Origin of the sequence: Pelagicoccus albus (assembly GCF_014230145.1) — a bacterium.
Taxonomy (GTDB): domain Bacteria; phylum Verrucomicrobiota; class Verrucomicrobiia; order Opitutales; family Opitutaceae; genus Pelagicoccus; species Pelagicoccus albus.
The window spans coordinates 103947-125067 of sequence record NZ_JACHVC010000001.1 but is presented as its reverse complement, the minus strand read 5'-3'; the positions used below and the strand labels follow the sequence as shown (position 1 = coordinate 125067).

Here is a 21121-nt window from a genome sequence, read left to right as displayed (position 1 = left end):
CCCCCAAAAGGAGGCGCGTTCGAAAAAGCTTACCCGATTTATTCTTAGTTATCCCAGAGATCGACAAAAGCATCGTCTCGGGATGCCTGAGCTGCAGGAGCGCTGCGTGGCGCAGGCATGTCGAAGGACTGAACTTCCTTCTTCGGAGCCGGTTTCTTGCTAGCGCGAGGAGCAGAGCTGCGATTACCGCCATTAACGACCGATACGAGGTCTTGGATGGTACGCTGCATATCGTTGGATTGTTCAAGCAGCACTCGGCTGGAAGAAGCGGTTTCTTCAGCGGCGGCCGCATTTCGTTGCGTCACGCTATCCATATTGTGGATGGAAGTCTGAATCAGACCGACGCCGCGATTCTGCTCGGCAGATGCATCGGAGATTTCTCCCACGATATCGTCCATCTTCTGAGTATGGCTAACGATAGTCTGCAAGTTTTCCGCAACGCGCTGGTTGATTTCAACGCCGCGTTCGGACTTCTGAACCGAATTCTCAATCTTCTCCGCAGTGATAGACGCTGCCTCAGCTGAACGATGAGCGAGGCTTCTTACCTCGTCAGCAACCACTGCGAAACCAGCGCCGGACTCACCTGCTCGAGCGGCCTCAACCGCAGCATTCAAAGCAAGAATGTTGGTTTGGAAAGCGATCTCGTCGATGGTCTTGATAATGTTGGCGATGTTGTCGGACGATTCTTTGATGTCCTGCATTGCAGTGATCATATCCTTCATCGACTCCGCTCCAGATTCGGCTGCCAAACGAGCTTCGGAAGCGAGCTTCTTGGCGTTTTCCGCATTCTGAGCGTTCTTTTCGGTCATGGCATTGACCTCTTCTAGGGAAGAGCTGGTCTCTTCGATAGAGGCCGCCTGCTCCGAAGAGTCTCGAGCGAGCGCATCGCTGCTAGAGGACACCTGCTCGGAAGCGTTCAAAGTCTCGCCAGCCGCGGACTGAAGACGTCCCACGATTCCATCGATGTTGCGAGTGATGCCGCGCACCACGATCCAGCCTCCTACAGAGCCAATCGCAAGACCTAAACCACTGATCGCAAGTACCAACAACCCAACGGTTGCCTGCAGGCTTTCAGCGTCAGCCTTGAGCTCAGCTTGATGCTTGGCAATAGAGCGGCGATAGACGTCTATCTTTTCAACGAACTTTGGCCCTACCGGAAGTAGGTCGCGGTTATAAATTTCATGAATGCTCTTGAGAGCGGAAGCCAACTCTGAAACTCCGCCGGCGAATTCGCTATTAGCCTCCAAACAACGAGGCAATACGCGATCTTTCAGCTCGTCCCGTAGCGATTCATCAAAGTCTACATTGATTTGGTAGTCATCCTTCAGCGTCTTGAGCTTGGCACCGAGGTCAGCAACTAGCGATTTGGCCTTGGCTATATCTTTGTCGGAGTACTTTACAATCACCCGATTGATCGCCGACTCCGCTTCAAAGACTGTTTGCAAGGCAGAGGAAGTCACGAACGCTCCAGCGATATCACCTTTGCTTTGGTCAGCTACCAGCATCTCTTGGAGCAGATCCTTAATTTCCTGCGAGCCCGGCTGCACCGTATTGTTCAACAATGCAGTCTGCTTACCCTTCAAATCCACGATCGACTGGAAAGCCTTGTTGTAGCCTTCCATCAGGTCTCCTGCAGATGCCAGTGCTTTGCTGGCTTCCTCGCTCGTCGCCTTCCGCTTCCCTTCCGCGAGAGACGAGACCATTGCACCGTACATCTCTTTATGATGAGCAACATGTTCAGAAGAAGCAGAAGAGAGAAATTCTGAAATGTTGGATCGCATGGAAAGCGCGGTTACGACTTTGTCGGCCGCCTCTTCGCCATCTTCGACGCTTTTGGAGAACTCTCCGAACGAGTCATTCAAGTTGGATACCGCTACGTAGGATACCACAGCGAGAACAACGAAGAACGTGAGAGCCATCGCGAGAGTTAAACCAATTTTCTTGGCTAGTGACATTGAGCTCATTTTTCGGGTGGGATTTATATTTGTTGCTTTAGAGAATTTGACTGAGGTGGAAGCAGGGCTCCCGAATACAGAGGGGATTTGAGTTCCACTTTGTCCGTACGGGAAGAAACCCCGCAGGGGCGGACTCCGTGAATGCTGAGTTGTCGCCGAAAATTTTCATTTCGACCCCAGAGAGATCGGACTCCCTCGGGGAACCTTAAGCTACTCTGGTAGAACCTGAGCAAAATAAGTAATATTTCAGATTAGGGGATATTCACCCTAGCCGATAGATCCAAAGGCCTCATCGCCTCAGATTTAGGGACAAAAAAAACGCATACCCCTCATGGTATGCGTTAGAGAATTATCCTAAAATCTAGGAGATAAACCTTGCTTGCTAGCAAAAGCTCTTCTTGAGAAACTCGAGATCAATCTCTGGATAGAGCACAAATTCATCCAGCAAGGCTTTCACACGACCACGCGCTTCGGTGATCACCGCCTCTGGCAGCACGTACTTAACTTTGCTCAATTTGCCGGCGTTTTTGCCCTTTTCGATGGTGGCAGGCTTAGTGTTCGACAGGATTAGCTTAAAGATAGAAGCGATCTCCTTCATCTGCTCCACGTCCATGCCAAGCGAAGTAACACCGGGAGCCCCCACGCGAAGTCCGCTGGTATAGTGAGGACCATTCGGATCGAAAGGAAGGGAGTTCCGGTTGAGCGTGACGCCCGCTTCACGGACGGCGGCTTCCGCTTGGCGACCATTGAGACCGAAGCTCGTTACGTTGATCAATAGTAAGTGGTTGTCGGAACCGCCCGTAGCGATGGTAAGCCCTTCCGCGATCATGGCTTCCGCCATGGCGCTTGTGTTTTCGACGACCTTGGCCGCATAGGCCTTGAATTCTGGCTTGAGAGCTTCCTCAAAGGCGATCGCCTTGGCCGCCATGACATGCGGAAGCGGTCCACCAATGACGAGCGGGCACCCCTTGTCCACAAATTCGGCGAACTCCTTCTTGCAGAGAACGATACCGCCGCGAGGTCCACGCAAAGTTTTGTGGGTCGTGGAGGTCACCACGTCGGCGAATGGCATCGGGTTGAAGTCGCCCTCAAAAACGTCGCCCGCAACGAGACCAGCGAAGTGGGCCATATCCACCATCAAAACCGCTCCGACCTTGTCGGCGATCTCCTTCATGCGGCGGAAGTTCACCTTACGAGGATAAGCCGAATAACCAGCCAGAAGGATCAAAGGCTTCACCTCCTCGGCCTGCTTCTCGAGGGCGTCGTAATCGAGCAATCCTGTCTCTTCGTTAACCGAATAGCTGTAAGCGTCGAAAAATTGAGCGGAAACATTGAAGCGATAGCCGTGGGTCAAATGACCTCCGGAGTAGTAATCCAAGCCAAGCATGCGCTGGTTGCCCATGGCCGCTCTGACCTTGTTCCAATCCTCGCGAGAGAGCTTGGCAGGATTTGGCTCGCCCAATTCTTCTAGAGTAGGAACGCCTACCTTAGCCTGCAAGATCGCCCAGAAAGCGATCATGTTAGCATCGGCTCCCGAGTGCGGCTGCACGTAGGCGTGCTCTGCTTTGAAGAGCTCGCAAGCCAAGCGGCAAGCTTCCGACTCGATGTCGTCGATATTGTCGCAACCGGCGTAGTAGCGAGCTCCAGCAAATCCTTCGGCATACTTGTCAGTAAGCAAGTTGCCCATGGCAGCCTGGGTGTTGGTCGAGGTATAGTTTTCCGAAGCGATCAGCTTCAAGTTACTGCGCTGGTCCTCTAGCTCCTTGATGATGGAGCGGGCAATGGATGGATTGACTTCCGCGACCTGCTGAAGGTTCGCGAGGTAGCCAATCATGGCCGGCGAGACAGACTCAGGGGAACGGGAGGACAAGTAGTCCTGCAATGGCGTGGCGGTGGAATCACTCATGATTGTTATGGAAGCGGTTTTTCTCTGAAAAAGTTCTACCCAGGCGCGCGATAGAACCGAACCGCTTCCCGGCGGTCAATCCCGCCTTTGCTTCGCCAGTCGCTTGCATCCGAAAAAAGGGCCCCGCCCCACGAAGTCAATGCGAACTATGGGAAAACGAGCCCCGAAGCAGCTCGTTTGCTCCACTAGATCCGCAACTTGAAGGTGGCTCCCTTTCCCGGCCCCTCGCTAGTCGCCCTTAAGCTCCAATTGTTGGATTGAGATACAATCCTGGCCCGAGGCAGGCTAAAACCATAACCTCCCGGGGTCCGTTTGTGCTCCGGAATCTGGCACGGTTTGAAGATCGATTCCAATAGCTCCGGCTCGATGCCGACCCCTTCGTCCTCAATGACAAACTCGATCCCCTGCTCTTTCGGGAAAGCCGAAACCGTCACACATCCTTGGAAATCTGAGAACCCAATCGCATTCGAACATAAGGTAGTCAGCACACCTTTAAGCCCCTTTTCATCAACGAAAATAGAGCCCTCCCAGGTTCCGCTAAAGTCCAGCCTCACTCCCTTCGACTCGGCAAGCGGCCGATAAAGATCGGCCAAAGCCCGCTTCAGATCCTCAAGGTAAATCTCCCGTCGTTCGCCCGGCCAATTTACCCGGGCTTTCTCGAAGTAGTCCGAAGCCAACTTAGTCAGTTTGGAAATGCGCCTGAATCCTTTGCTCGCAAATTCGACGCAACGACGGTTGTCCTCCGACAACACGTCCAACTCCACCATATGGAGGCTTCCGATCCAATTCAGAGGCGTATTGAGCTCGTGCGAAATATACTGGATGAATGCGAGCTTATCGGTGTCCCACTCCTTCAAGCGACGATTCGCCTTTTCCAGACTTTTCTCGCTGCGTTCCAGCTCGTCTTTCTGCAGGCAAGCCCGCAAAGCATTGGAGAGCTTCGCGTTTAAGGGAGCCAAGGAACGGACTGTTTGCTCGGTGAACGGAGTACCGTTTTTCACCAAGGCCAAGAGCCCGAGATCCGGCAATGAGAAGATATAGGCGAACTCGTTTTCTCCGGCGTTGATGCAAAGCGGCAAAGACTTTTCTAGGGCAATGAAATCACGCTTGGAGTAGCGCGGGGCGAGGTGCTGGTCGCAAATCTGCTTGGCTCGGTTGACCCCCTCTAGCTTTGGCAACAGATAAAGCGGCTCTAGTATGGCAGCTCCTTCCGAACCGCTGGATTTCTGCAGCAGACAGCCGGCTGATAGATTGAGCTTACGCAAGTACTTGCCTAAGCAGGTCTTGAGCATGGAACGGGTATCGAGATCGCTTCCGATAGACATCGAAATCTCGTAAAAGATCTGCAGAGCTTCCGTTCCGAGAGGCATCAGGATTCGAAAATTCCCGCTACCGCGGTCTTGTTGTAGAACTCCAGATAATCTTTCCGGTTGTTCGCTATCTCTCCCAAAGTCAAAGCTCCCACGACCTGACTCATCCCACTCCGCTCCGCGAGCTGGAAAAATTCCTCACCGAATCGTTCCCCCAAAAACAGGTAGCGGGAAATGCAGTCCAGCAACAGGCAGCCACGCGATTCGCCGGCGGAGCTCGCAGCTTGGCAACCAAGGCTCAACGCCTGGCCAGAAGCTTCGATCAAGGTATCCGGTTCGCCCGTAAGAATATAGACTAGAGAATGCTCAGGCACTTCTCCCACACAAATTATAGCTCCGTCCTCGTTCACCCCGATCGGATCACGAACGACCTTCTCGGTCCCAAGTTTGCTTATGCCAAAGGGATAATTCTTAGCCACGTTGAAAAAGTCCACCCCTTCGAAACTGTCGCCCGCGATGGATTCGATGGCCTCCCGGTAAACCTCGCAGGCGGGTCTCCAATCGAGCGATGCGATCGCATTCCCCTTCGATTCGGTCACCTCGAAAGGCCCAGCTAAATCTCGCCAGCCATGGGCGACTCCCACCCCGATTTCCAAATCGGCAAATGCAAGGACCGCAGCTTCGCGAACCAAACCTTGCGGCGTGATAAGGCACGGTTTCGACTCGAAACTGAGAGACCCAGCACCGCCTCCGATGTAGTTCTGCTCAAGACCAAAAACCGCAAAAACCTCTTCTACGAAGCGGTTAATCTGGCTAGAAAGACCGTCGACGAAAACGAACATCGTTTTCGATCCGGGGAGAGAAACGGGCAAGGATTCGAGGGCTGACTCGAAATCGACATCAGGATCGCTCAAGCGAGGGATTGTAAAAACCTGAGACTGAGTTGGAAAGCCGAGGATGACGTAGCCTTCTTCCAAAAGCCGACCGCCGGCCATGACTTGCGGAAAGATGCCACCCAGAATGGGGATTGGGCAACTTTGCAGGATTGGATTGATAGCAGCGGGGCTGTAAGCATTCGCATCGCACGCTAACACCAGCATCAATCCAACGCCTTCAGCCATCGAGATGCGGGCCAGAGCTTCGGACAAATCCTCAATTCGAGGACTGGAACTGGATTCGACTATCATTTCTTGTCAGAGCTCAACCCCAACTTTCGAGCACTCCCCTTCGAGAGTTCGACCGGATACTTAAAAGCGTTCTTTCGCATCTTACGCTCGATCGCTGAGCTGAGGTCGATGTTTCCACGGTTGGCAAACTGCAAAGCGTAGATCACCACGTCGGCGAGCTCGTCCTCCACGGCTTCCCGGCTTTTAGCATCTTCCAAAAGCTCATCGCTTTGGGTACCTTCCAGCCACTGAAACGGCTCCATAAGCTCCGCCGCCTCTCCAGCAAGAGCGATGCTCAGATTCTTAAGGGAATGAAACTGGCCCCAATCCCTCTCTTCCGCTGAGGCTAGAGCTCTCTGCTTAAGCGTCTCGATCGGGGTAGAGGTATCGGACAAACACATGCCCGAAATTCAAACCGGCTACTCACACAATGCGAGTACCAAGCTATGTTTTTTACGTAGAAAAAATTCGGACAGTACTTAAACAGCCCGAGCAATCACACCGAGAGAGCGTCGCTGTAGCAACGGAGATAACCCGGAACGATACGTTTAGCGGTAAAGCTCGACTCCGCCCGTTTTCGGGCGTTTCGACCGAGACGAGCCGCCTCTTCCGGTCGTTCCACCATGTCGTCAATGGCGTCTGCCATCGCTTGGCAGTCCCCAAAATCGCACAAAAGACCGGACTCCCCTTCCTCCATAACTTCAGGAATACCTCCCACCCGGAAGGCTATCGAAGCCTTGCCCAGAAACATTGCCTCCAAAATGCTGAGACAAAAACTCTCCGTCCGCGAAGTGTACAGGCACAGGTCGCTCGCCTCGATGTAGTTCTCAATCGGATACCCATTCTCCCGAACCATTACAGTATTCTCCAGTCCCAACTCAGCAACCTTCGGCTTGTATTCGTCAAACGGAGCACCCGCCAATATCACCAGCTTCAGACGATCCTTGTGGCGAGTGAGGGAGACAGCCTCGAGCAATAGGTCGATTCGTTTTACAGACCGAAGATTTGAAGCGTGGAACAGAGTGAACTTATCGCCTAGCCCCAGCTCTTCTCGCATGTCTCCTCGCGAGCGTGTGGGAATACCTGGGCTGTAGAAATTATGGATCACGTCGATCTCCTTCCCCACGTCGAAGACTTCCTCCGTGTCCCGCCTAAGACTGTGCGAGACGGTCGTTACTCGATCTGAATGCTGCAGCGAATACTCGATCGCTCGGCGGTAGTTCGGATCCCTTCCGAGCAAAGTCGTATCTGTGCCGTGCAAGGTGGTAACGATACGCAACTTGTCTTGTTTGGCCATTCGCTTGGCGATGTATGCCGCTGTCGCATGGGGAACCGCGTAATGGGCATGGATAATATCAAGATGCTCCCGATCCGCCACGTCAGCCATTTTCACCGCAAGCGGCAGGGTATAATCCGCATATTCAAACAACTTATATTTGGAAACTGCGACCGCGTGAAAATGAATACCTTCCATCTCCGTATCGAGTCGCACGGGCTTGGCATAGCTGAAGAAATGCACCTCGTGACCCATTTGAGCCAACTCCATTCCCAAAGCCGAAGCCAAAATCCCGCTCCCCCCTACTAATGGGTAGCACGCTATGCCTATCTTTAACTTCGAACCAAAGCTCACTTAGAATAGACGCGCGCCGGGAGGGGCCGAATTCAAGGAATCGATCACGACCGGATCATTTGGCCAGAGGGCCTGCCCATGAGTAACTCCCATCTGAAGTCCGAGAGTGCGTGAATTCGAAACCTGCAGCTCTAGATAATTACGGGTCTTCATTTGGCTAGCATGGCAATTCATGAGCGCCTCCCAAGCAGAGACAAAAGGGCTTACATCAACAAGGAAGGGGGTTCCTCCTTCGCGAGCTGCACCGGGAGTGATCGCATAATAAAAGAGCGATTCCACTGCATGGGGAGAAAACGCTTTGAGCTCTTCCAAGCCTCCATAACGGGCCAAACGGGCGGCATCGCGGGTGACATTCGAAATAGCCACGTGATCGGGATGTTGATTCACCGTATCCGTCGGAGCCAATACAACGTCCGGACGTAGCCGTCGGATTTCTTTAGCGATCAGCAAGGCGTTGGCCCTACTCGCTTCAATTTTCGAGTCGCCGCCGCAATCCAAAAAGGTCAGCGACGCTTCCAACAAGCTGGACGCCTCTCGGCATTCCTGTTCGCGAACTTCCGGAGTCCCGTTGCTCCCCGCCTCTCCCAGCGAGCAAACCAGCAAACCAATATGCGAGCCAAGCGAAGCTTCTTTCAGCAAGATTGCTCCACATCCAAACTCGATGTCATCCGGATGCGCCCCCACCGCTAAAATTCGCTTTCTTTCAGTCTCCGACATAAGCCTCGTCGCTTCTTTCGATAAAGTCTCGTTCCACGAAAACGATCTCAGGTGCTTCGCTCGTATTCAAATATTTAATTTCCCCTGCCCCTGCAACATAGTGAGTACAGTTTATGACAGATTGCATCCAAAGCAAACGGGTATCTCGAGTCGGTGTAATCATCGACTTCTCGTTACCTTCCGCTTCGACTGGCAAGAACGAACTCCCTCCCTGGTGCAGAGCGAAACCGGAATCCATCTTGCGAGCCCTCACCCACTCTCCTTCATACCGGGTATCCACAAAGTAATCATCCACCGAAATGGCCGATCTCCGGAAATCTTTGCTGCCTGATCTCTCTACGCGGATACCGTCCAGCAAACCCATTCCACGATACATCTCCAAACAAAAGTCCGCTACATTGTCCGCCGCTACCGACGCAAAGAGTTCGACGAGTTCCTGGCTGACGAACTGCGGAAGCTGCCGCACGGTCTTCGCTTGCCACTCGCGATCCACCCGTTTGGCAAAAAGCGGTGAATACTTCTTCTGTATTTTGTTGGCGAAAGCGAAATTGAGAGATTGCAGCTTTCCCGAATCCCGATGAGTCAACTTGGTTTGCGTTTCCCGTGGATCGTGATCGCAATCGTGATAGAAAAAGACGATTTCGCCCCCAATTTCTTTCTGCAGGCGGCGAGCTGTCCAAATTTTGGATACCAGAAACCGCTTAGGAAAAAAGCCACAAGGTTGTTGGCCGAAACAGATTACAGGCTGCGAGCTCATCTAGACCTAGCCTCCATTTTTCCATTTCCTATCACTAACTGAAAGAGCACCGATAGCCCCATGACCATGCCGCAGCCAATCAAGTTATACCAGAGGTAACCGATCTCTAAACTCTGGTACATGACAACCACCACGATTTGCGAAACAATCGCTGCGTAGAAAACGGCACTCCCCTTCACTAGCTTTATGAAAAAGGCTACAAGGAAGATTCCCAGAATCCCACCGTAAAACACGGACCCCAGGCGATTCACCGCTTCTATAAGATTCTCCACTAGATTTGCGTAAAGGGCGAATACGATGGCCAAGCAGCCCCAAGCAGCAGTCAACGCTTTGGAGACAAATACAAAGTGCGCTTCGTCCCGATCTGGCTTGGCAAATTTGCGGTAAAAATCTACCATCGTGGTCGATCCCAAGGCATTCAGTTCCGATGCAGTCGAAGACATGGCGGCGGCAAAGATTACTGCCACTAAAAGTCCGACCAAACCGGCAGGCAGATAGTTGAGGATAAAGGTAATGAAAACGTAATCAGAGTCCTTAGCCTCCAAATCCTCTCCCGCTTTCCCTATCAGAGTCTTCACCTCCTCGCGAATCCCGAGAGCTCGTCCCTCCGATTCCAAAGCATGCTCCTTTGCTAAGTCTACTTCTTCAGAAGTTCCATTGTCTAAGGACTTAGCCAAGTCCCTGACGGCCTCCGCTCTTTGAGATACCGCTTCAGCGTATTCTTTTTCCAATGACTGCAGCTCGTCGGAGTATTCGGATTGGTGTACCGCATCAAGGCTCGCCTGATTGAAAAAGACAGGAGGCTTTTCAAACAGGTAGAAAACAAACACCATCACCCCTACAAACAATATGAAGAACTGCATGGGGATCTTGACCACAGCGTTCAAAAGAAGACCGAAGCGACTAGCGCTAGTGGAAGTTCCCGCTAGATAACGCTGAACCTGAGATTGGTCGGTTCCAAAATAGGATAACATCAGGAAGGTTCCCCCCAGCAGGCCGGTCCACACGGTATAGTCTTCCTTAACATCGGTCGAAAAGCTGACCACCTCCAACTTATCCATCACTCCCGCAACGGACAAAGCAGAGGCAAAGGAGACATCATCGGGCAAGCCTGCGATTATCATGCCGAATGCGATAAACATACCGACCATGATAACAGCCATTTGGTAGCGTTGCGTGATACTTACAGCCTTCGTACCTCCCGAAACGGTATAGACGACGACCAAGGCTCCTACCATGACAATCGTCAGATCCAGATTCCAATCAAGCAAGGTGGATACCACAATAGCCGGTGCATAAATAGTAATTCCTGCGGCTAGCCCCCGCTGTACCAAAAAGAGAAATGCGCCAAGGATTCGTGTCTTAGAATCGAACCGCTGTCCTAAGTATTCATAGGACGTATACACATTGAGCTTCCTATAGATTGGGATAAAAAAGGCGCAGATAATGATGATTGCAAAAGGCATCCCAAAGTAATTCTGCACGAAACCCATTCCATTATCATAGGCGACCCCTGGCGTTGACAGGAAGGTTATCGCACTCGCTTGAGTGGCCATCACCGAGAGACCGATTGTACCCCAGCGTATCGAATCGTCACCTTTCAAGTACCCTCTAAGGCCACCGCCTTCTCGAGTTCTCCAAATCCCATAAAGGGCGATACCTAACAGGGTGCCAACGAGAACGAAATAATCTAAGCCACTCATCTATAAAACCGTGTGAACAGGTAGAACAATACCACTTCTACCGCAAAGAAGATGGTTACAGCCCAATAGACTCGTCTCCAGCTTCCTAGTACAGGAGGAGCTTCCTCCTTCTCTATTCCATTCTTTTCCGGCATAGTGTTTTAAATACCCAGAGTCGCTATTCAGGTTGTCCCAAAGAAAGGATGTTGGCAAAAAGCCGATACGCTCCGGGCACACCCGCAGGCAGCTGTCGGAACCAGGAAATTCCTGAATAGACAAAATAACCATCTCCAAATTCCGCCACTAGTAGAGATCCGTCTCGCGAAGGTTCTCCGATATCGTTCATCCCTAGGATAGGCGTAAATTCCGCTCCCCAAGAATCTGGAAAGTAAAGTCCCCGTTCCTGCGTCCACCCCGAAAAATCGTTTTCTGTGATGTGGTTGGGTTTTGACAGCACTGGATGTTCGGGAGCAAGGAAACGTACCTCTGAATTCTCATCCGTAACTCGGTCCCGTGACAGCTGTAAATCAAAGGGAGCAAGCAGCGAGCCTTTCAGGCCCCGGGTCGTATTGTACTGAGCGACCACCGTGCCACCCGCTTCCGCATAGGAAAACAACCGTTCCAGCAGGGAATCAATCTCATCAACTGTATTGTAAGCGCGAATACCAAGGACAACTGCATCAAAGACTCCGAGATCAATCGCCCCGAGTTCTCCCGGGCTAAGTTCAGTGACTTCGAAGCCAATTTCCCTGATACTCTCTGGCATCGCATCCCCAGCTCCCTGTAGATAGGCTACCTTTTGACCAAGCCGCGCGACTTCGAGGCTTACCCCTTTCGAGCTAGCCGAGCCGAACAATGTCAGCTCCGGGATGTGATCGTAGCGAATCTGTTCCACCGACTTCTGGAAGGTTTCACTCTCCGTTACAAGTCGGGCCTGAATATCGATCTCCTGCGAGACTGAACTGGGCGAAACGCGAAACACATAGCTCTTCGAAGCTCCTTTGAGCAATCTCTCAACCGGCACGCTTTTAGGCACACTACTCCAACCTTCGGGCAACACTAATTCCAAATCACCTTCCGCGCCGTCTAGGAGAGCGGATACTTTAACTTCCACATCCCGCTCCTCAAAATTCGGAAATAACTTAACCGGGGCAGTAAACTCGACCGATGCGGCTGGCAATAGGGTCACGAGATCTATCTCTTCGCCTTTGGCGGGGTTTACTTCTCGGTAGACAACTGGCAAGGTCACTGGAATTTCCGTGCCCATTACCTCGATACTAATCGTCGAAACAAGAGAAGGCTCATTCTCGGGAAGTCCTATTAAAGTTTGATCATCCACCTCAAACATCCCGACAGTTCCCTTCTCTCGCAGCCAATAGGGCTGTCCATCTAAGGTGGTAGGAGCATCGAGCTCGAATCGAACACCTTGCAGGGAATTTTCACCTAGCGGATCGTCTCGTTTCTCAGAGACGGACGCGAATGGGATTTCGACTGAGCTTAGTTTCGCGGGAAGAGCCGAGCGGTTGATGAGCTCGAATGCGAGTTCGAACTTGTCTCCACCTTTTAAATACTTTTTCGAGCTTAGAGCACGAGCGTGGAACCCCATACTTCCCAGAATGATGGAATCGAGCTCCCGCAGCTTCTGACTGCCCCACTCGCCGAGCTCGGGCGAGGTAAGTTCGGTCCGCAACTCCAACATCTTCGCAACCGAGGCAGATGGATCAGATACATCAAACCCGCCCATTAACTCGTTAAGCATCTCCGAAACTTTAGCGGCGCCGCTTACTCTACTCCAAGTGGTGTCGACTCCGTCAAACAAGTCGCCCTTCCATTTATCTCCCGCCAAAAACTTAAAATATTCATTTCGGACTCCACGAGATACAAGAGTTCCAAAACCTTGGCTGCGGTGCATACTCCGACTCAATGAGGCAACTTCGTTGTAGGACTTTCCTAACAATGGGTCATATCCTCCGACTTCCATCTCCAGATAATTTTCCGGTTCAAAAACGACGTCGTTATTTCGGAAAAACCAGGAGCTAGTGTTCCAGGCAATCCGCTTCGCCTGCCAAGGCTCTACCCATTCCAGTTGCTCTGGAAATTTGCTCGGGTCGGCAGCCGCCTCGAAAGCCTCAAGGGCCAACATCGCTGAGGCAGTGTGATGACCATGAGTCGAGCTCGGCTGGGGATTGAAGCGAGTCACTATCACATCTGGTCGAAACTTGCGGATAGCCCAAACCGTGTCGGCCAGTACCGCCTCTCTGTCCCAAATACGGAAGGTTTCCCCAGGCGTTTTGGAATAACCGAAATCTCGTGCCCGGCTGAAGAATTGCTTTCCTCCATCGATAGTGCGAGCCGCTAAAAGCTCTTGAGTTCGGATAAGCCCAAGCTGGTCTCGCAGTTCGGGTCCGATGAGATTTTGCCCTCCATCTCCCCTAGTCAAAGAGAGATAGGCGGTGTCATACTTCCGCCCTAAGGAGAGGTAAGAAACCAGGCTAGTATTCTCGTCATCAGGATGAGCGGCTACATAGAGAACCCGCCCTAAAGTATTCATTTTTTGGATTTTCCAGAGTAGCTCCGATCCGGACACATTGTCCGTGATCTCGACCGGTGAAGAGGCGTAAGCGGAAACCGCTGCAGCGAATCCAAGCATGAGTGTTTTCGAATGTTTGAGAAAGCCTGTAGCCATGGCAAAAGCAGGTTGGGAAAGGAAACGGCAAAAAGAAGAAAGACCTAGAGGCTTTCCAAAATATCTTGAGCTATCTTTTGGTAGTCTGGATTTCCTCCTTCAGTCGCGAGTTTCAAAGTTTTCTCCGCGCTGGCTTTCGCTTCTTTCGTCATTCCAAGGTCCATCTCTATCTGAGCTTTGCGGGCGAGCATCCAGTAAGCAGGCTTCTCACTTTTCTCGCAGGCCGAGCTCACCCATTTCAGTGCAGTTTTTAGGTCCTTACCGGTCTCGTGATAATACGTCCCCGCAGCGAAAAGCGTACGCGGCGAATCGAAGCTGTCGGAGCTCTTGAGCTTCTCGATTTGCGACATGACCTTTTTATCGGTGGGAACAAGGATTGGAATTTCGATGCAGGTGTAATCCCATTCCAAATACAACACGGCTTGGTCGCTTTCGAGATCCTTAATCCCAAAGGACATAGATTCCACCTGTTCGTCAATGGTCATAGGCGTAACGGAAAAACGAACTACATCATTTTTCTCTTCATAGCCAAAGGCTCCCCACAATTCCGTGCTGCCATAGACGATGACCGTCCACTCCGCTTCTCCCGGTATCGTATAGAGGGCGTATTCACCCGCCGGTATCTTCTCTCCGCCAAATACGACGTCATCCGAGAAGCGAATTTTGCTAGGTTGATTCGCTCCTGTCCGCCAAACTTTGCCATAGGGCACAAGCTCGCCAAAAATCTCGCGGTCTTTCACACCGGGACGCGAGTAGTCCATCTCGACTTCCGTCAGACCGACCGTCTGTTTAAAGGAAGCGTGCGGGCTGGCTGCGGGAGTCTTGAGATTGGCGTTGGCGCTGGGAATGGAGCCAACAGCCAACAACGCACTAATTAAGAGTGTGGGCAAAGCAGGGAATAACTTCATGGGACCTAAGATGGGTTGGATAGGAAACGGCAAGGAGCCTACAGCAGTGCAGACCCGCTAGATAGACTCCGGAAGGCTTTGTTTGGCTGCAGATTTTTTGCTCTGACACCCTTCTTGTTGTCAGTCTTTGCCTCGCTTTTTTCCGAACCCCACAGAAACGCGTCGAAGGCGCAGAGCGGCACAGCCTTTGCGCTTGCCTGCCCTATCACCGCCCCTAATAAACGTCGCCCTTGAGCGGAAAACTGGAAAATTCATCGAGCAAAAACCTGTCCTTGGGCGTCATATTCCTGACGATCTTCATAGATCTGGTGGGCTTTAGCGTGATCTTCCCACTCTTTCCGTCCATGCTCGATTACTACTTCGAAGTAGACGGACAGAGCGGTTTGCTGGGCTGGCTGCTGGAGCAGCTAAACCAAGTCTCGCAGCTCGCCGACGGTTCCGAGCGCTTCACGCCTGTATTGTTCGGGGGGGTACTCGGGTCTTTGTACGCGGCGCTGCAGTTTTTCTTCGCGCCCTTCTGGGGAGCCATGTCGGACAGGAAGGGAAGACGCTCCATTCTTGTATACACTAGCTTGGGCACTTGCTTGAGCTACGTCCTTTGGATGTTCGCCGGCAATTTCGCCCTTTTGATTATCGCTCGGCTAATCGGCGGCGCGATGAGCGGAAACCTATCGGTGGCAACCGCTGCGGTCGCGGATGTGACTACCAAAGAAAACCGCTCCAAGGGGATGGGAATGATCGGGGCCGCTTTCGGATTGGGCTTTGTAACCGGCCCAGCCATCGGGGGAGCCTGCGCCCATTTCGTAAATCCAGTCGAGCTTTGGCCAGAGTTGGCCCGATTTGGAATCAACCCATTTTCATTTGTCGCGTTCGTAGCCGTAATACTTTCCCTAGGAAATTTCATCTGGATCCGGGCCCGTTTCGCAGAATCGCTTCCTCCTGAAAAACGAGGCCAGCAGCGGGTCATCATGAATCCGGTCAAAAGGCTCAAGCAGCCCCAGATCACTCCGGTCCGCAGAACCAACTTCGCCTACTTCGTGTACATTCTCGCTTTCGCCGGGATGGAGTTCACCCTTTCGTTCCTCGGCGTTGAGCGTTTCGGATACACGCCTTTAGACATTACCAAAATGATGGTCTTCGTCGGCTTCATCTTGATTTTGGTACAGGGAGGAATCGTTCGCCGGATCGCACCCAAAGTCGGAGAAAAGAAAACAGCATCCACAGGCTTGCTTCTAGTCGCCGTCGCACTCGCTATCCTATCCATGGCTAGCTCAGAGGGAATCCTCTACCTGGGACTCGGCTTCATGGCCTTGGGAGCAGGACTTTGCAGCCCAACTCTCACGTCGCTCATTTCGCTTTACGTGTCTGAGCAAGAGCAAGGTAAAGCTCTAGGCGTCTTCCGCTCTCTAGGATCTCTTGGCCGAGCAATCGGACCACTATCGGCGAGTTTCGTATTTTGGTGGTTTGGCTCCGACAAACTCTACCTCATCGGGTCGCTGATTGTACTTTTCGCCGCCTACCTGAGCATGCGCTTACCGCAACCAGACAAGACTTCATAAAAAGGGGATATACCCTACTACAGTTGAAGACTGTATACCTCGCCGAGGAAAATCCGGGGATTAGTGGGTGGATCAAGGCCTTCCCCAAAACCAAAGATTTAACGGGTGAATGGATTCATCTCGTAAAAAAGAAACGAATCTAACCATTCGGGAATCATATAGCCCCAAATAGGACATAACCCCTAAAAATCCGGAGTCTGGGTCGATACCTAGGAAAGGCGAATACCTAAGAAAACGGCTAGCCTAGAGTCAGCGAGCTACTCGCGGCCTCTCTACAGACCTAGATAAAATGAATCGAAAGACAGTCATCTCAATTGCCGCCGGAGCGGCTTTGGCAGTAAACAGTTTCGCGGCAGGAGACATCTCCTATGGAGGGTTCTTCAGCAACGGCTACCTTCAATCCTCGGCCAACAATTACCTCGTCGACTCGGAGGACGGAGACTTCGACTTCGTCGAGTTGGGCGTGAACGCTAGCTGGTCCCCCATCGAACGCACCACGCTGCGTGGACAGCTCTTTACCTTCGAGCTCGGTCCTTACGGCAACTTTGATCCCATCATCGACTACCTGTTTGTCGAATACAGCCAGTCTCCCGCCTTCAACCTGCGTCTGGGACGTGTGAAAAGACCGCAAGGCTTGTACAACGACATTCAAGACATCGACATCGCCCGTACCTCAATCCTTTTGCCGATGGGTATGTACGACCAGCGTTATCGCGACTTTTCTGCTTCAGCAGATGGGATCTCCATCTCCGGTAACCTCTCCTTCGGCACATTTCAGAGTTTGGACTACACCGCTTACCACGGAGCTTCGAGCCTGGAAATCGACGGCGGAATCGCTGGTTACGCTCACACCATCACAGCGCGTTCACTCCTAAATGGTAAGATTGATACCATCGACGCCGACACGCTATCGGGAATCCAACTTTGGTGGAACACTCCTGTGGCTGGACTCCGCACCGGAGCCGCCTACTCCATTCTGAAAGGGATCGATATCGACACCTCTGGAAATCATCCACTTTACGGAATTCCCATCGTAGTATCAAACCTCACAGAGGCTTCCGAGTGGCGGTTCTCAGGTGAATATTATTGGGAAAACTGGACTTTTACCGGCGAATACAACGTCTTGGCGACCAATGGGCTGGAGCAGCAAACCGTGGCCGGAAACCCAATGGGATGGGCGCCAGTAGCCAATACTGGCCATTCCTGGTACCTGGGAGCTGCGAGACGTTTCCTCGACCGATTTGAGGGCAGCGTCATCTACTCGGAATTCCTCAGCAACAATGACAGCACCGAAACGGCCCTCGACTATCAAGAGGACCTGCAATTTTCGCTTCGCTACGACGCAACCGACTTTTGGACCGTAAAGGGTGAGTTCCACCTCCTGAGCGGACAAAACCGACTGTTCAACCAGTTCGGGCAAAACCCCAGCCCTACTGACGAGAATTGGACCCTATTCGCCCTGAAGAGCACCTTCTTCTTCTAGGGCTTAAGAAACCGAACTCTCGGAACAAAGTTGAAAATGAAAAAGACACTATCTTCCCTCCTCTTGGCCCTGAGCGCGACAAGCTTCGCGTTCTCCTCTCCATCCGTAATCGTCAATTCCGAAAACTCGGACTCCATCGACACCGACACACTTGCCTCCGTCTTGGTCGGCAAACGTAAATTCTGGGAGAATGGAGCCGAAGTCGTCATCGCGGTGCTGAAAGACAATTCCGACTCCAACAACGCTTTGGAGTCGTTCGCCAAAATGAACGATTCACGTTTCAAAAGCCACTGGCAGAGACTTGCCTTCAGTGGACGCGGCACCATGCCAAAGAACTTCTCAGACCCGGCCGCACTTGTCGCATTCGTAAAAGCGAACAAAGGAGCCATCGGCCTAACTTCTGACGGTTCCGACCTCAGCGGGGTAAAACAGGTCAATTAATCGTCCTCCATCGCAATTCCCATTCATCCATGTTCTCGATCAAGAACCTCAACCTAAAGAGTTGCTTTCTCTTCATTAATGGGGCCTTGGCCTTGCTGACCGCTCTCATTGTCATCGAAGGAATTTACATGTTCAGATCCACCCGATCGGGTGGGGAAATCGTGCATTCCTTTCAAAGAGAGAGCGTGCCAAGCCAGCAACTGCTCAACGACCTGAAGCAAACGTCGCTGCAGTTCGAGATCGCGAACCTTGGATACATCTTCGGGCAAAGCGACGAGATAAAGGAGGCCAAGGAAAAGGAAGCTCTCTCGCTGAGCGCTGAAGCTCTCAATTCCATAGACACACTTGCTAGCCTCAGCTCCGATGCTGAAATCCTTCGGGACGTGGAAGAAATTCGGAAGTCTTTCAACGCCTACGCGGACAAAACGGAGGAAATTCGGTCCCTCTTAAAGGACGATATGTTCTTCGAGGCCATCGAGCTTTGGGATCAGGATATCCCCAAGCTCAACCAAGCACTTCGAGCTAGCGTTGCCCTAGGCGAAACCGCCGTCGCGCAGACCTATAACGACTCGGTCGCCACAACCACCAAGAGCTTCCAAAGCCTCTCGTCTAACATATCTCTCTTCAGCATGGTGAACGCAGCCTTGGCCTTGGTGATAATGGTCTTCGCCCTGCTTGCTTCGCAAACGACCAACAAAGTTCTCGCCCACTCGCTTCGGTCTTTGACTGGCAGCGCTAAACGCGTCGCCCAAACCGCCAACGAACTGGTGCACTCCGCCGAAAGGTCTTCCAGCGCCAGCGCAGCGGAAGCCGAAATTCTGTCCTCCACCAAGACGGCGATGAACGAGCAGGCCCACAGAACGCAGACAACTGCAGATAACACCCGATCGGCCGACAGTATTACGACAGAGTGCTTTGATAAGTTCGAAGACACTCGCAACACGATCCTAGATCTGGACAAGTCCATGCAGCAAATTTCCGATTCTGGATTCGAAACGCAAAAGATCATCCAGACCATCAACGAAATCGCCTTCCAGACCAACCTACTCGCCTTGAATGCTGCAGTAGAAGCGGCCCGAGCAGGAGAAGCGGGAGCAGGCTTTGCCATCGTTGCCGATGAGGTACGAAACTTGGCTATCCGATCTGCAGACGCTGCCAGCAACAGCTCCGCTTTGATCGAAAAGTCGGCCGATAACATTGCCAAGGGCACTGCAATCGTACGCCAAACATGCGAATCTTTCGACGAGGTTTCCGGTATGATGCAATCCGCTAGCAGTCACATTCGCGAAATCGCGGACGAAACCGACAAGCAAGCCGAGAACATTCAAAGCATGAACCACTCGATCAACGAGCTCACTGCTAGTACCGAAAACAACAAGCGTTTCGCCAACGAAACGGCGAGCTCCAGCATAGAGCTACAAGAGCAGTCCGGTAAATTGGACGAGGTCGTAAAAGAACTCCTACACTTGGCTGGAAACGGTGCTAGCAATACCGACAACTCCAATTCGGCGCCGAAAGTCCCGCCAGAGCCAAGCCCTTTGCCAAAGCGAGAAGCCTCCCCCACCACCTTGGCTTCAAACTCAAGAACCGAAAGTTTCGACGAGCTTTGGAATTAGGCTCCCGCCTTTTTTCTCAAAACAAAGATACCGGCCCCATCACGGCCCTGCTTCCAAGGCAAGCTGACTTCCGACGTCTCAAGTTCGAAGAGCTTGCCTTTTTCTTTGGCTAGAAAGCCGTCAATGATGCCATCATTTTCTGAGCTATCCACGCTACAGGTGCTGTAAACCAGAGCTCCTCCTTCTGCGACAAATCCGGAAGCCGCATCTAAAAGTTCAGCCTGCAAAGCAAGCAGATCCTCGAGGCCATCTGGGGACTGTCTCCAGCGGGCATCTATCTTATGCTGCAAAACCCCGGAGTTACTGCAGGGAGCATCCAGCAGCACCCCTTCGAACAGACCGAGCTTTTCACTTTCAAGCTTCAAAACATCAGCTGGCAAAGCACGGATTTTCTTTGCTCCATAACGGTGAAAGTTTGACTCCATCCTCTCGAATCGAGGTCCCGGCAAATCGACCGAGATAATTTCGGCCAGATCGGGTCCGCTCAATTGCTCGAGTAACAGCCCCTTCCCTCCCGGTGCGGCGCATAGGTCTAACCAACGTCCGATTGGGGCGGCCTTTGCCAAGCTTTTTGGAGCTAAGCTCGCCGCCGGATTTTGCACATAGAGTCGACCTGCTTCCACAAAAGGAGAAATTTCAGCCCATGCCCCCGGGTCTAGCTTGAAGAAACCTTCTACATTCGGGCAGGGAGACAAAGCCGTCACCTCTTCCGTGTCCCTTTGCCAGCGAGCGAAAACAGCGGACTCTTCCTGGTTCCACTGTAAAAAGGCGACCGTCTCTTCCCAACCAAACTGCTCAAGCCACCGATCAACCAGCCAACGAGGATGGCTGTACCTCCAGCACAAATCGGCAGGTGCAGAAAGGGGCTCATCCAGGAGCTCCGGAATCCGAGCGACAACTTTGCGGAGGACTGCGTTCGCCAAGCCCTTTTCTGCCTTGCTGAACCGTTTCCCGATCTCCCGAACCGCATTGTGCACAATTTTGGGAGAACGCTCGGGCTGCTCCATCAGCTCTCGAGAGGAAACCAGCAAAGCTGCCCAAAGCTGGGGCTTAGGACGCCGCCTGATAAATTCGTCGAGAGCCTTCTCCAACAAAGCTACGTGTCGAACCGTTCCGAAAAGCAGAGACTGGCAGGCCCTCCGCTTGCCTGGGGCCCAATTTTCTGGGATGCGTTCCAGTAGATGGCTCATACGGGCAGGCTTCCGGAGGAAAAATGCCACCAAATCCACTGCTTTACTCCAAGAATTATCACTCATAGTCAGGAAGCGACTTATTGATGATCTGCCTGTCTCATTGACAACTCCA

16 protein-coding genes and 1 riboswitch are annotated in these 21121 nt (G+C 52.3%); of the genes, 4 read left to right on the top strand and 12 right to left on the bottom strand.

Annotated features, from left to right (window positions below; all coding sequences use genetic code 11):
• Nucleotides 1-44 precede the first annotated feature (44 nt).
• The 11 genes from H5P27_RS00535 to H5P27_RS00485 all read right to left on the bottom strand — a co-directional run bounded on the left by H5P27_RS00535 (nucleotide 45) and on the right by H5P27_RS00485 (nucleotide 14717).
• A complete protein-coding gene (locus H5P27_RS00535) occupies nucleotides 45-1964 on the bottom strand; it encodes a methyl-accepting chemotaxis protein (RefSeq protein WP_185658429.1) in 1920 nt (639 codons plus the stop codon).
• Nucleotides 1965-2337: 373 nt separating this feature from the next.
• A complete protein-coding gene (locus tag H5P27_RS00530; protein WP_185658428.1) occupies nucleotides 2338-3861 on the bottom strand; it encodes a glycine hydroxymethyltransferase in 1524 nt (507 codons plus the stop codon).
• 30 nt (nucleotides 3862-3891) lie between these two features.
• Nucleotides 3892-3974: riboswitch (ZMP/ZTP riboswitch) on the bottom strand.
• 72 nt (nucleotides 3975-4046) lie between these two features.
• Entirely contained in the window at nucleotides 4047-5231 is a 1185-nt protein-coding gene (locus tag H5P27_RS00525; RefSeq protein WP_185658427.1) for a sensor histidine kinase, read from the bottom strand.
• Nucleotides 5231-6358: an FIST signal transduction protein gene (locus H5P27_RS00520; RefSeq protein ID WP_185658426.1), complete on the bottom strand. Its 1128-nt coding sequence runs from the start codon at nucleotides 6356-6358 to the stop codon at nucleotides 5231-5233. The genes H5P27_RS00525 and H5P27_RS00520 overlap by 1 nt, the downstream gene beginning before the upstream one ends.
• Nucleotides 6355-6738 (bottom strand): nucleotide pyrophosphohydrolase, encoded by a 384-nt coding sequence (locus H5P27_RS00515; protein WP_185658425.1) that lies wholly within the window; start codon nucleotides 6736-6738, stop codon nucleotides 6355-6357. The genes H5P27_RS00520 and H5P27_RS00515 overlap by 4 nt, the downstream gene beginning before the upstream one ends.
• A gap of 95 nt (nucleotides 6739-6833) precedes the next feature.
• Nucleotides 6834-7967, bottom strand: a complete 1134-nt coding sequence (gene bshA / locus H5P27_RS00510) for an N-acetyl-alpha-D-glucosaminyl L-malate synthase BshA (protein ID WP_185658424.1) — start codon at nucleotides 7965-7967, stop codon at nucleotides 6834-6836.
• Nucleotides 7968-8684 (bottom strand): PIG-L family deacetylase, encoded by a 717-nt coding sequence (locus tag H5P27_RS00505; protein WP_185658423.1) that lies wholly within the window; start codon nucleotides 8682-8684, stop codon nucleotides 7968-7970.
• On the bottom strand, nucleotides 8671-9441 hold the full coding sequence (locus H5P27_RS00500) for a hypothetical protein (protein ID WP_221774555.1): 771 nt from the start codon (nucleotides 9439-9441) through the stop codon (nucleotides 8671-8673). The genes H5P27_RS00505 and H5P27_RS00500 overlap by 14 nt, the downstream gene beginning before the upstream one ends.
• Nucleotides 9438-11144: a sodium:solute symporter family protein gene (locus tag H5P27_RS00495; protein WP_185658422.1), complete on the bottom strand. Its 1707-nt coding sequence runs from the start codon at nucleotides 11142-11144 to the stop codon at nucleotides 9438-9440. Before H5P27_RS00495 ends, H5P27_RS00500 begins: the two co-directional genes overlap by 4 nt.
• A gap of 157 nt (nucleotides 11145-11301) precedes the next feature.
• Complete coding sequence (locus tag H5P27_RS00490) at nucleotides 11302-13809, bottom strand: PIG-L family deacetylase (protein ID WP_185658421.1); 2508 nt, start codon at nucleotides 13807-13809, stop codon at nucleotides 11302-11304.
• A 44-nt stretch (nucleotides 13810-13853) separates the two neighbouring features.
• Entirely contained in the window at nucleotides 13854-14717 is an 864-nt protein-coding gene (locus H5P27_RS00485; RefSeq protein ID WP_185658420.1) for a DUF2911 domain-containing protein, read from the bottom strand.
• Between the two features lie 230 nt (nucleotides 14718-14947).
• On the opposite strand from H5P27_RS00485, the gene H5P27_RS00480 reads away from it, so the two are divergent.
• From H5P27_RS00480 to H5P27_RS00465, 4 genes are all read left to right on the top strand, one after another.
• Entirely contained in the window at nucleotides 14948-16276 is a 1329-nt protein-coding gene (locus H5P27_RS00480) for an MFS transporter (RefSeq protein ID WP_185658419.1), read from the top strand.
• A gap of 289 nt (nucleotides 16277-16565) precedes the next feature.
• A complete protein-coding gene (locus tag H5P27_RS00475) occupies nucleotides 16566-17759 on the top strand; it encodes a hypothetical protein (RefSeq protein WP_185658418.1) in 1194 nt (397 codons plus the stop codon).
• A 36-nt stretch (nucleotides 17760-17795) separates the two neighbouring features.
• The gene (locus tag H5P27_RS00470) at nucleotides 17796-18200 is read left to right on the top strand and encodes a hypothetical protein (protein ID WP_185658417.1); all 405 of its coding nucleotides are present in this window, start codon (nucleotides 17796-17798) and stop codon (nucleotides 18198-18200) included.
• Between the two features lie 29 nt (nucleotides 18201-18229).
• Entirely contained in the window at nucleotides 18230-19816 is a 1587-nt protein-coding gene (locus H5P27_RS00465; protein WP_185658416.1) for a methyl-accepting chemotaxis protein, read from the top strand.
• On the opposite strand, the gene H5P27_RS00460 is transcribed toward H5P27_RS00465, so the two are convergent.
• Nucleotides 19813-21072 carry an RsmB/NOP family class I SAM-dependent RNA methyltransferase gene (locus H5P27_RS00460; RefSeq protein ID WP_185658415.1) on the bottom strand — a complete coding sequence of 420 codons (1260 nt, stop codon included), beginning with the start codon at nucleotides 21070-21072 and terminating at the stop codon, nucleotides 19813-19815. The genes H5P27_RS00465 and H5P27_RS00460 overlap by 4 nt on opposite strands.
• Nucleotides 21073-21121 lie beyond the last annotated feature (49 nt).

What these genes read in the sequence shown, in the direction of transcription:
- H5P27_RS00470 (WP_185658417.1), top strand. Translation starts at nt 17,796, where the DNA reads ATGAAAAAGACACTATCTTCCCTCCTCTTGGCCCTGAGCGCGACAAGC.
- H5P27_RS00495 (WP_185658422.1), bottom strand. Translation starts at nt 11,144, where the DNA reads ATGAGTGGCTTAGATTATTTCGTTCTCGTTGGCACCCTGTTAGGTATC.
- H5P27_RS00465 (WP_185658416.1), top strand. Translation starts at nt 18,230, where the DNA reads ATGTTCTCGATCAAGAACCTCAACCTAAAGAGTTGCTTTCTCTTCATT.
- H5P27_RS00505 (WP_185658423.1), bottom strand. Translation starts at nt 8,684, where the DNA reads ATGTCGGAGACTGAAAGAAAGCGAATTTTAGCGGTGGGGGCGCATCCG.
- H5P27_RS00530 (WP_185658428.1), bottom strand. Translation starts at nt 3,861, where the DNA reads ATGAGTGATTCCACCGCCACGCCATTGCAGGACTACTTGTCCTCCCGT.
- H5P27_RS00535 (WP_185658429.1), bottom strand. Translation starts at nt 1,964, where the DNA reads ATGAGCTCAATGTCACTAGCCAAGAAAATTGGTTTAACTCTCGCGATG.
- H5P27_RS00515 (WP_185658425.1), bottom strand. Translation starts at nt 6,738, where the DNA reads ATGTGTTTGTCCGATACCTCTACCCCGATCGAGACGCTTAAGCAGAGA.
- H5P27_RS00460 (WP_185658415.1), bottom strand. Translation starts at nt 21,072, where the DNA reads ATGAGTGATAATTCTTGGAGTAAAGCAGTGGATTTGGTGGCATTTTTC.
- H5P27_RS00520 (WP_185658426.1), bottom strand. Translation starts at nt 6,358, where the DNA reads ATGATAGTCGAATCCAGTTCCAGTCCTCGAATTGAGGATTTGTCCGAA.
- H5P27_RS00525 (WP_185658427.1), bottom strand. Translation starts at nt 5,231, where the DNA reads ATGCCTCTCGGAACGGAAGCTCTGCAGATCTTTTACGAGATTTCGATG.
- H5P27_RS00500 (WP_221774555.1), bottom strand. Translation starts at nt 9,441, where the DNA reads ATGAGCTCGCAGCCTGTAATCTGTTTCGGCCAACAACCTTGTGGCTTT.
- H5P27_RS00485 (WP_185658420.1), bottom strand. Translation starts at nt 14,717, where the DNA reads ATGAAGTTATTCCCTGCTTTGCCCACACTCTTAATTAGTGCGTTGTTG.
- H5P27_RS00475 (WP_185658418.1), top strand. Translation starts at nt 16,566, where the DNA reads ATGAATCGAAAGACAGTCATCTCAATTGCCGCCGGAGCGGCTTTGGCA.
- H5P27_RS00490 (WP_185658421.1), bottom strand. Translation starts at nt 13,809, where the DNA reads ATGGCTACAGGCTTTCTCAAACATTCGAAAACACTCATGCTTGGATTC.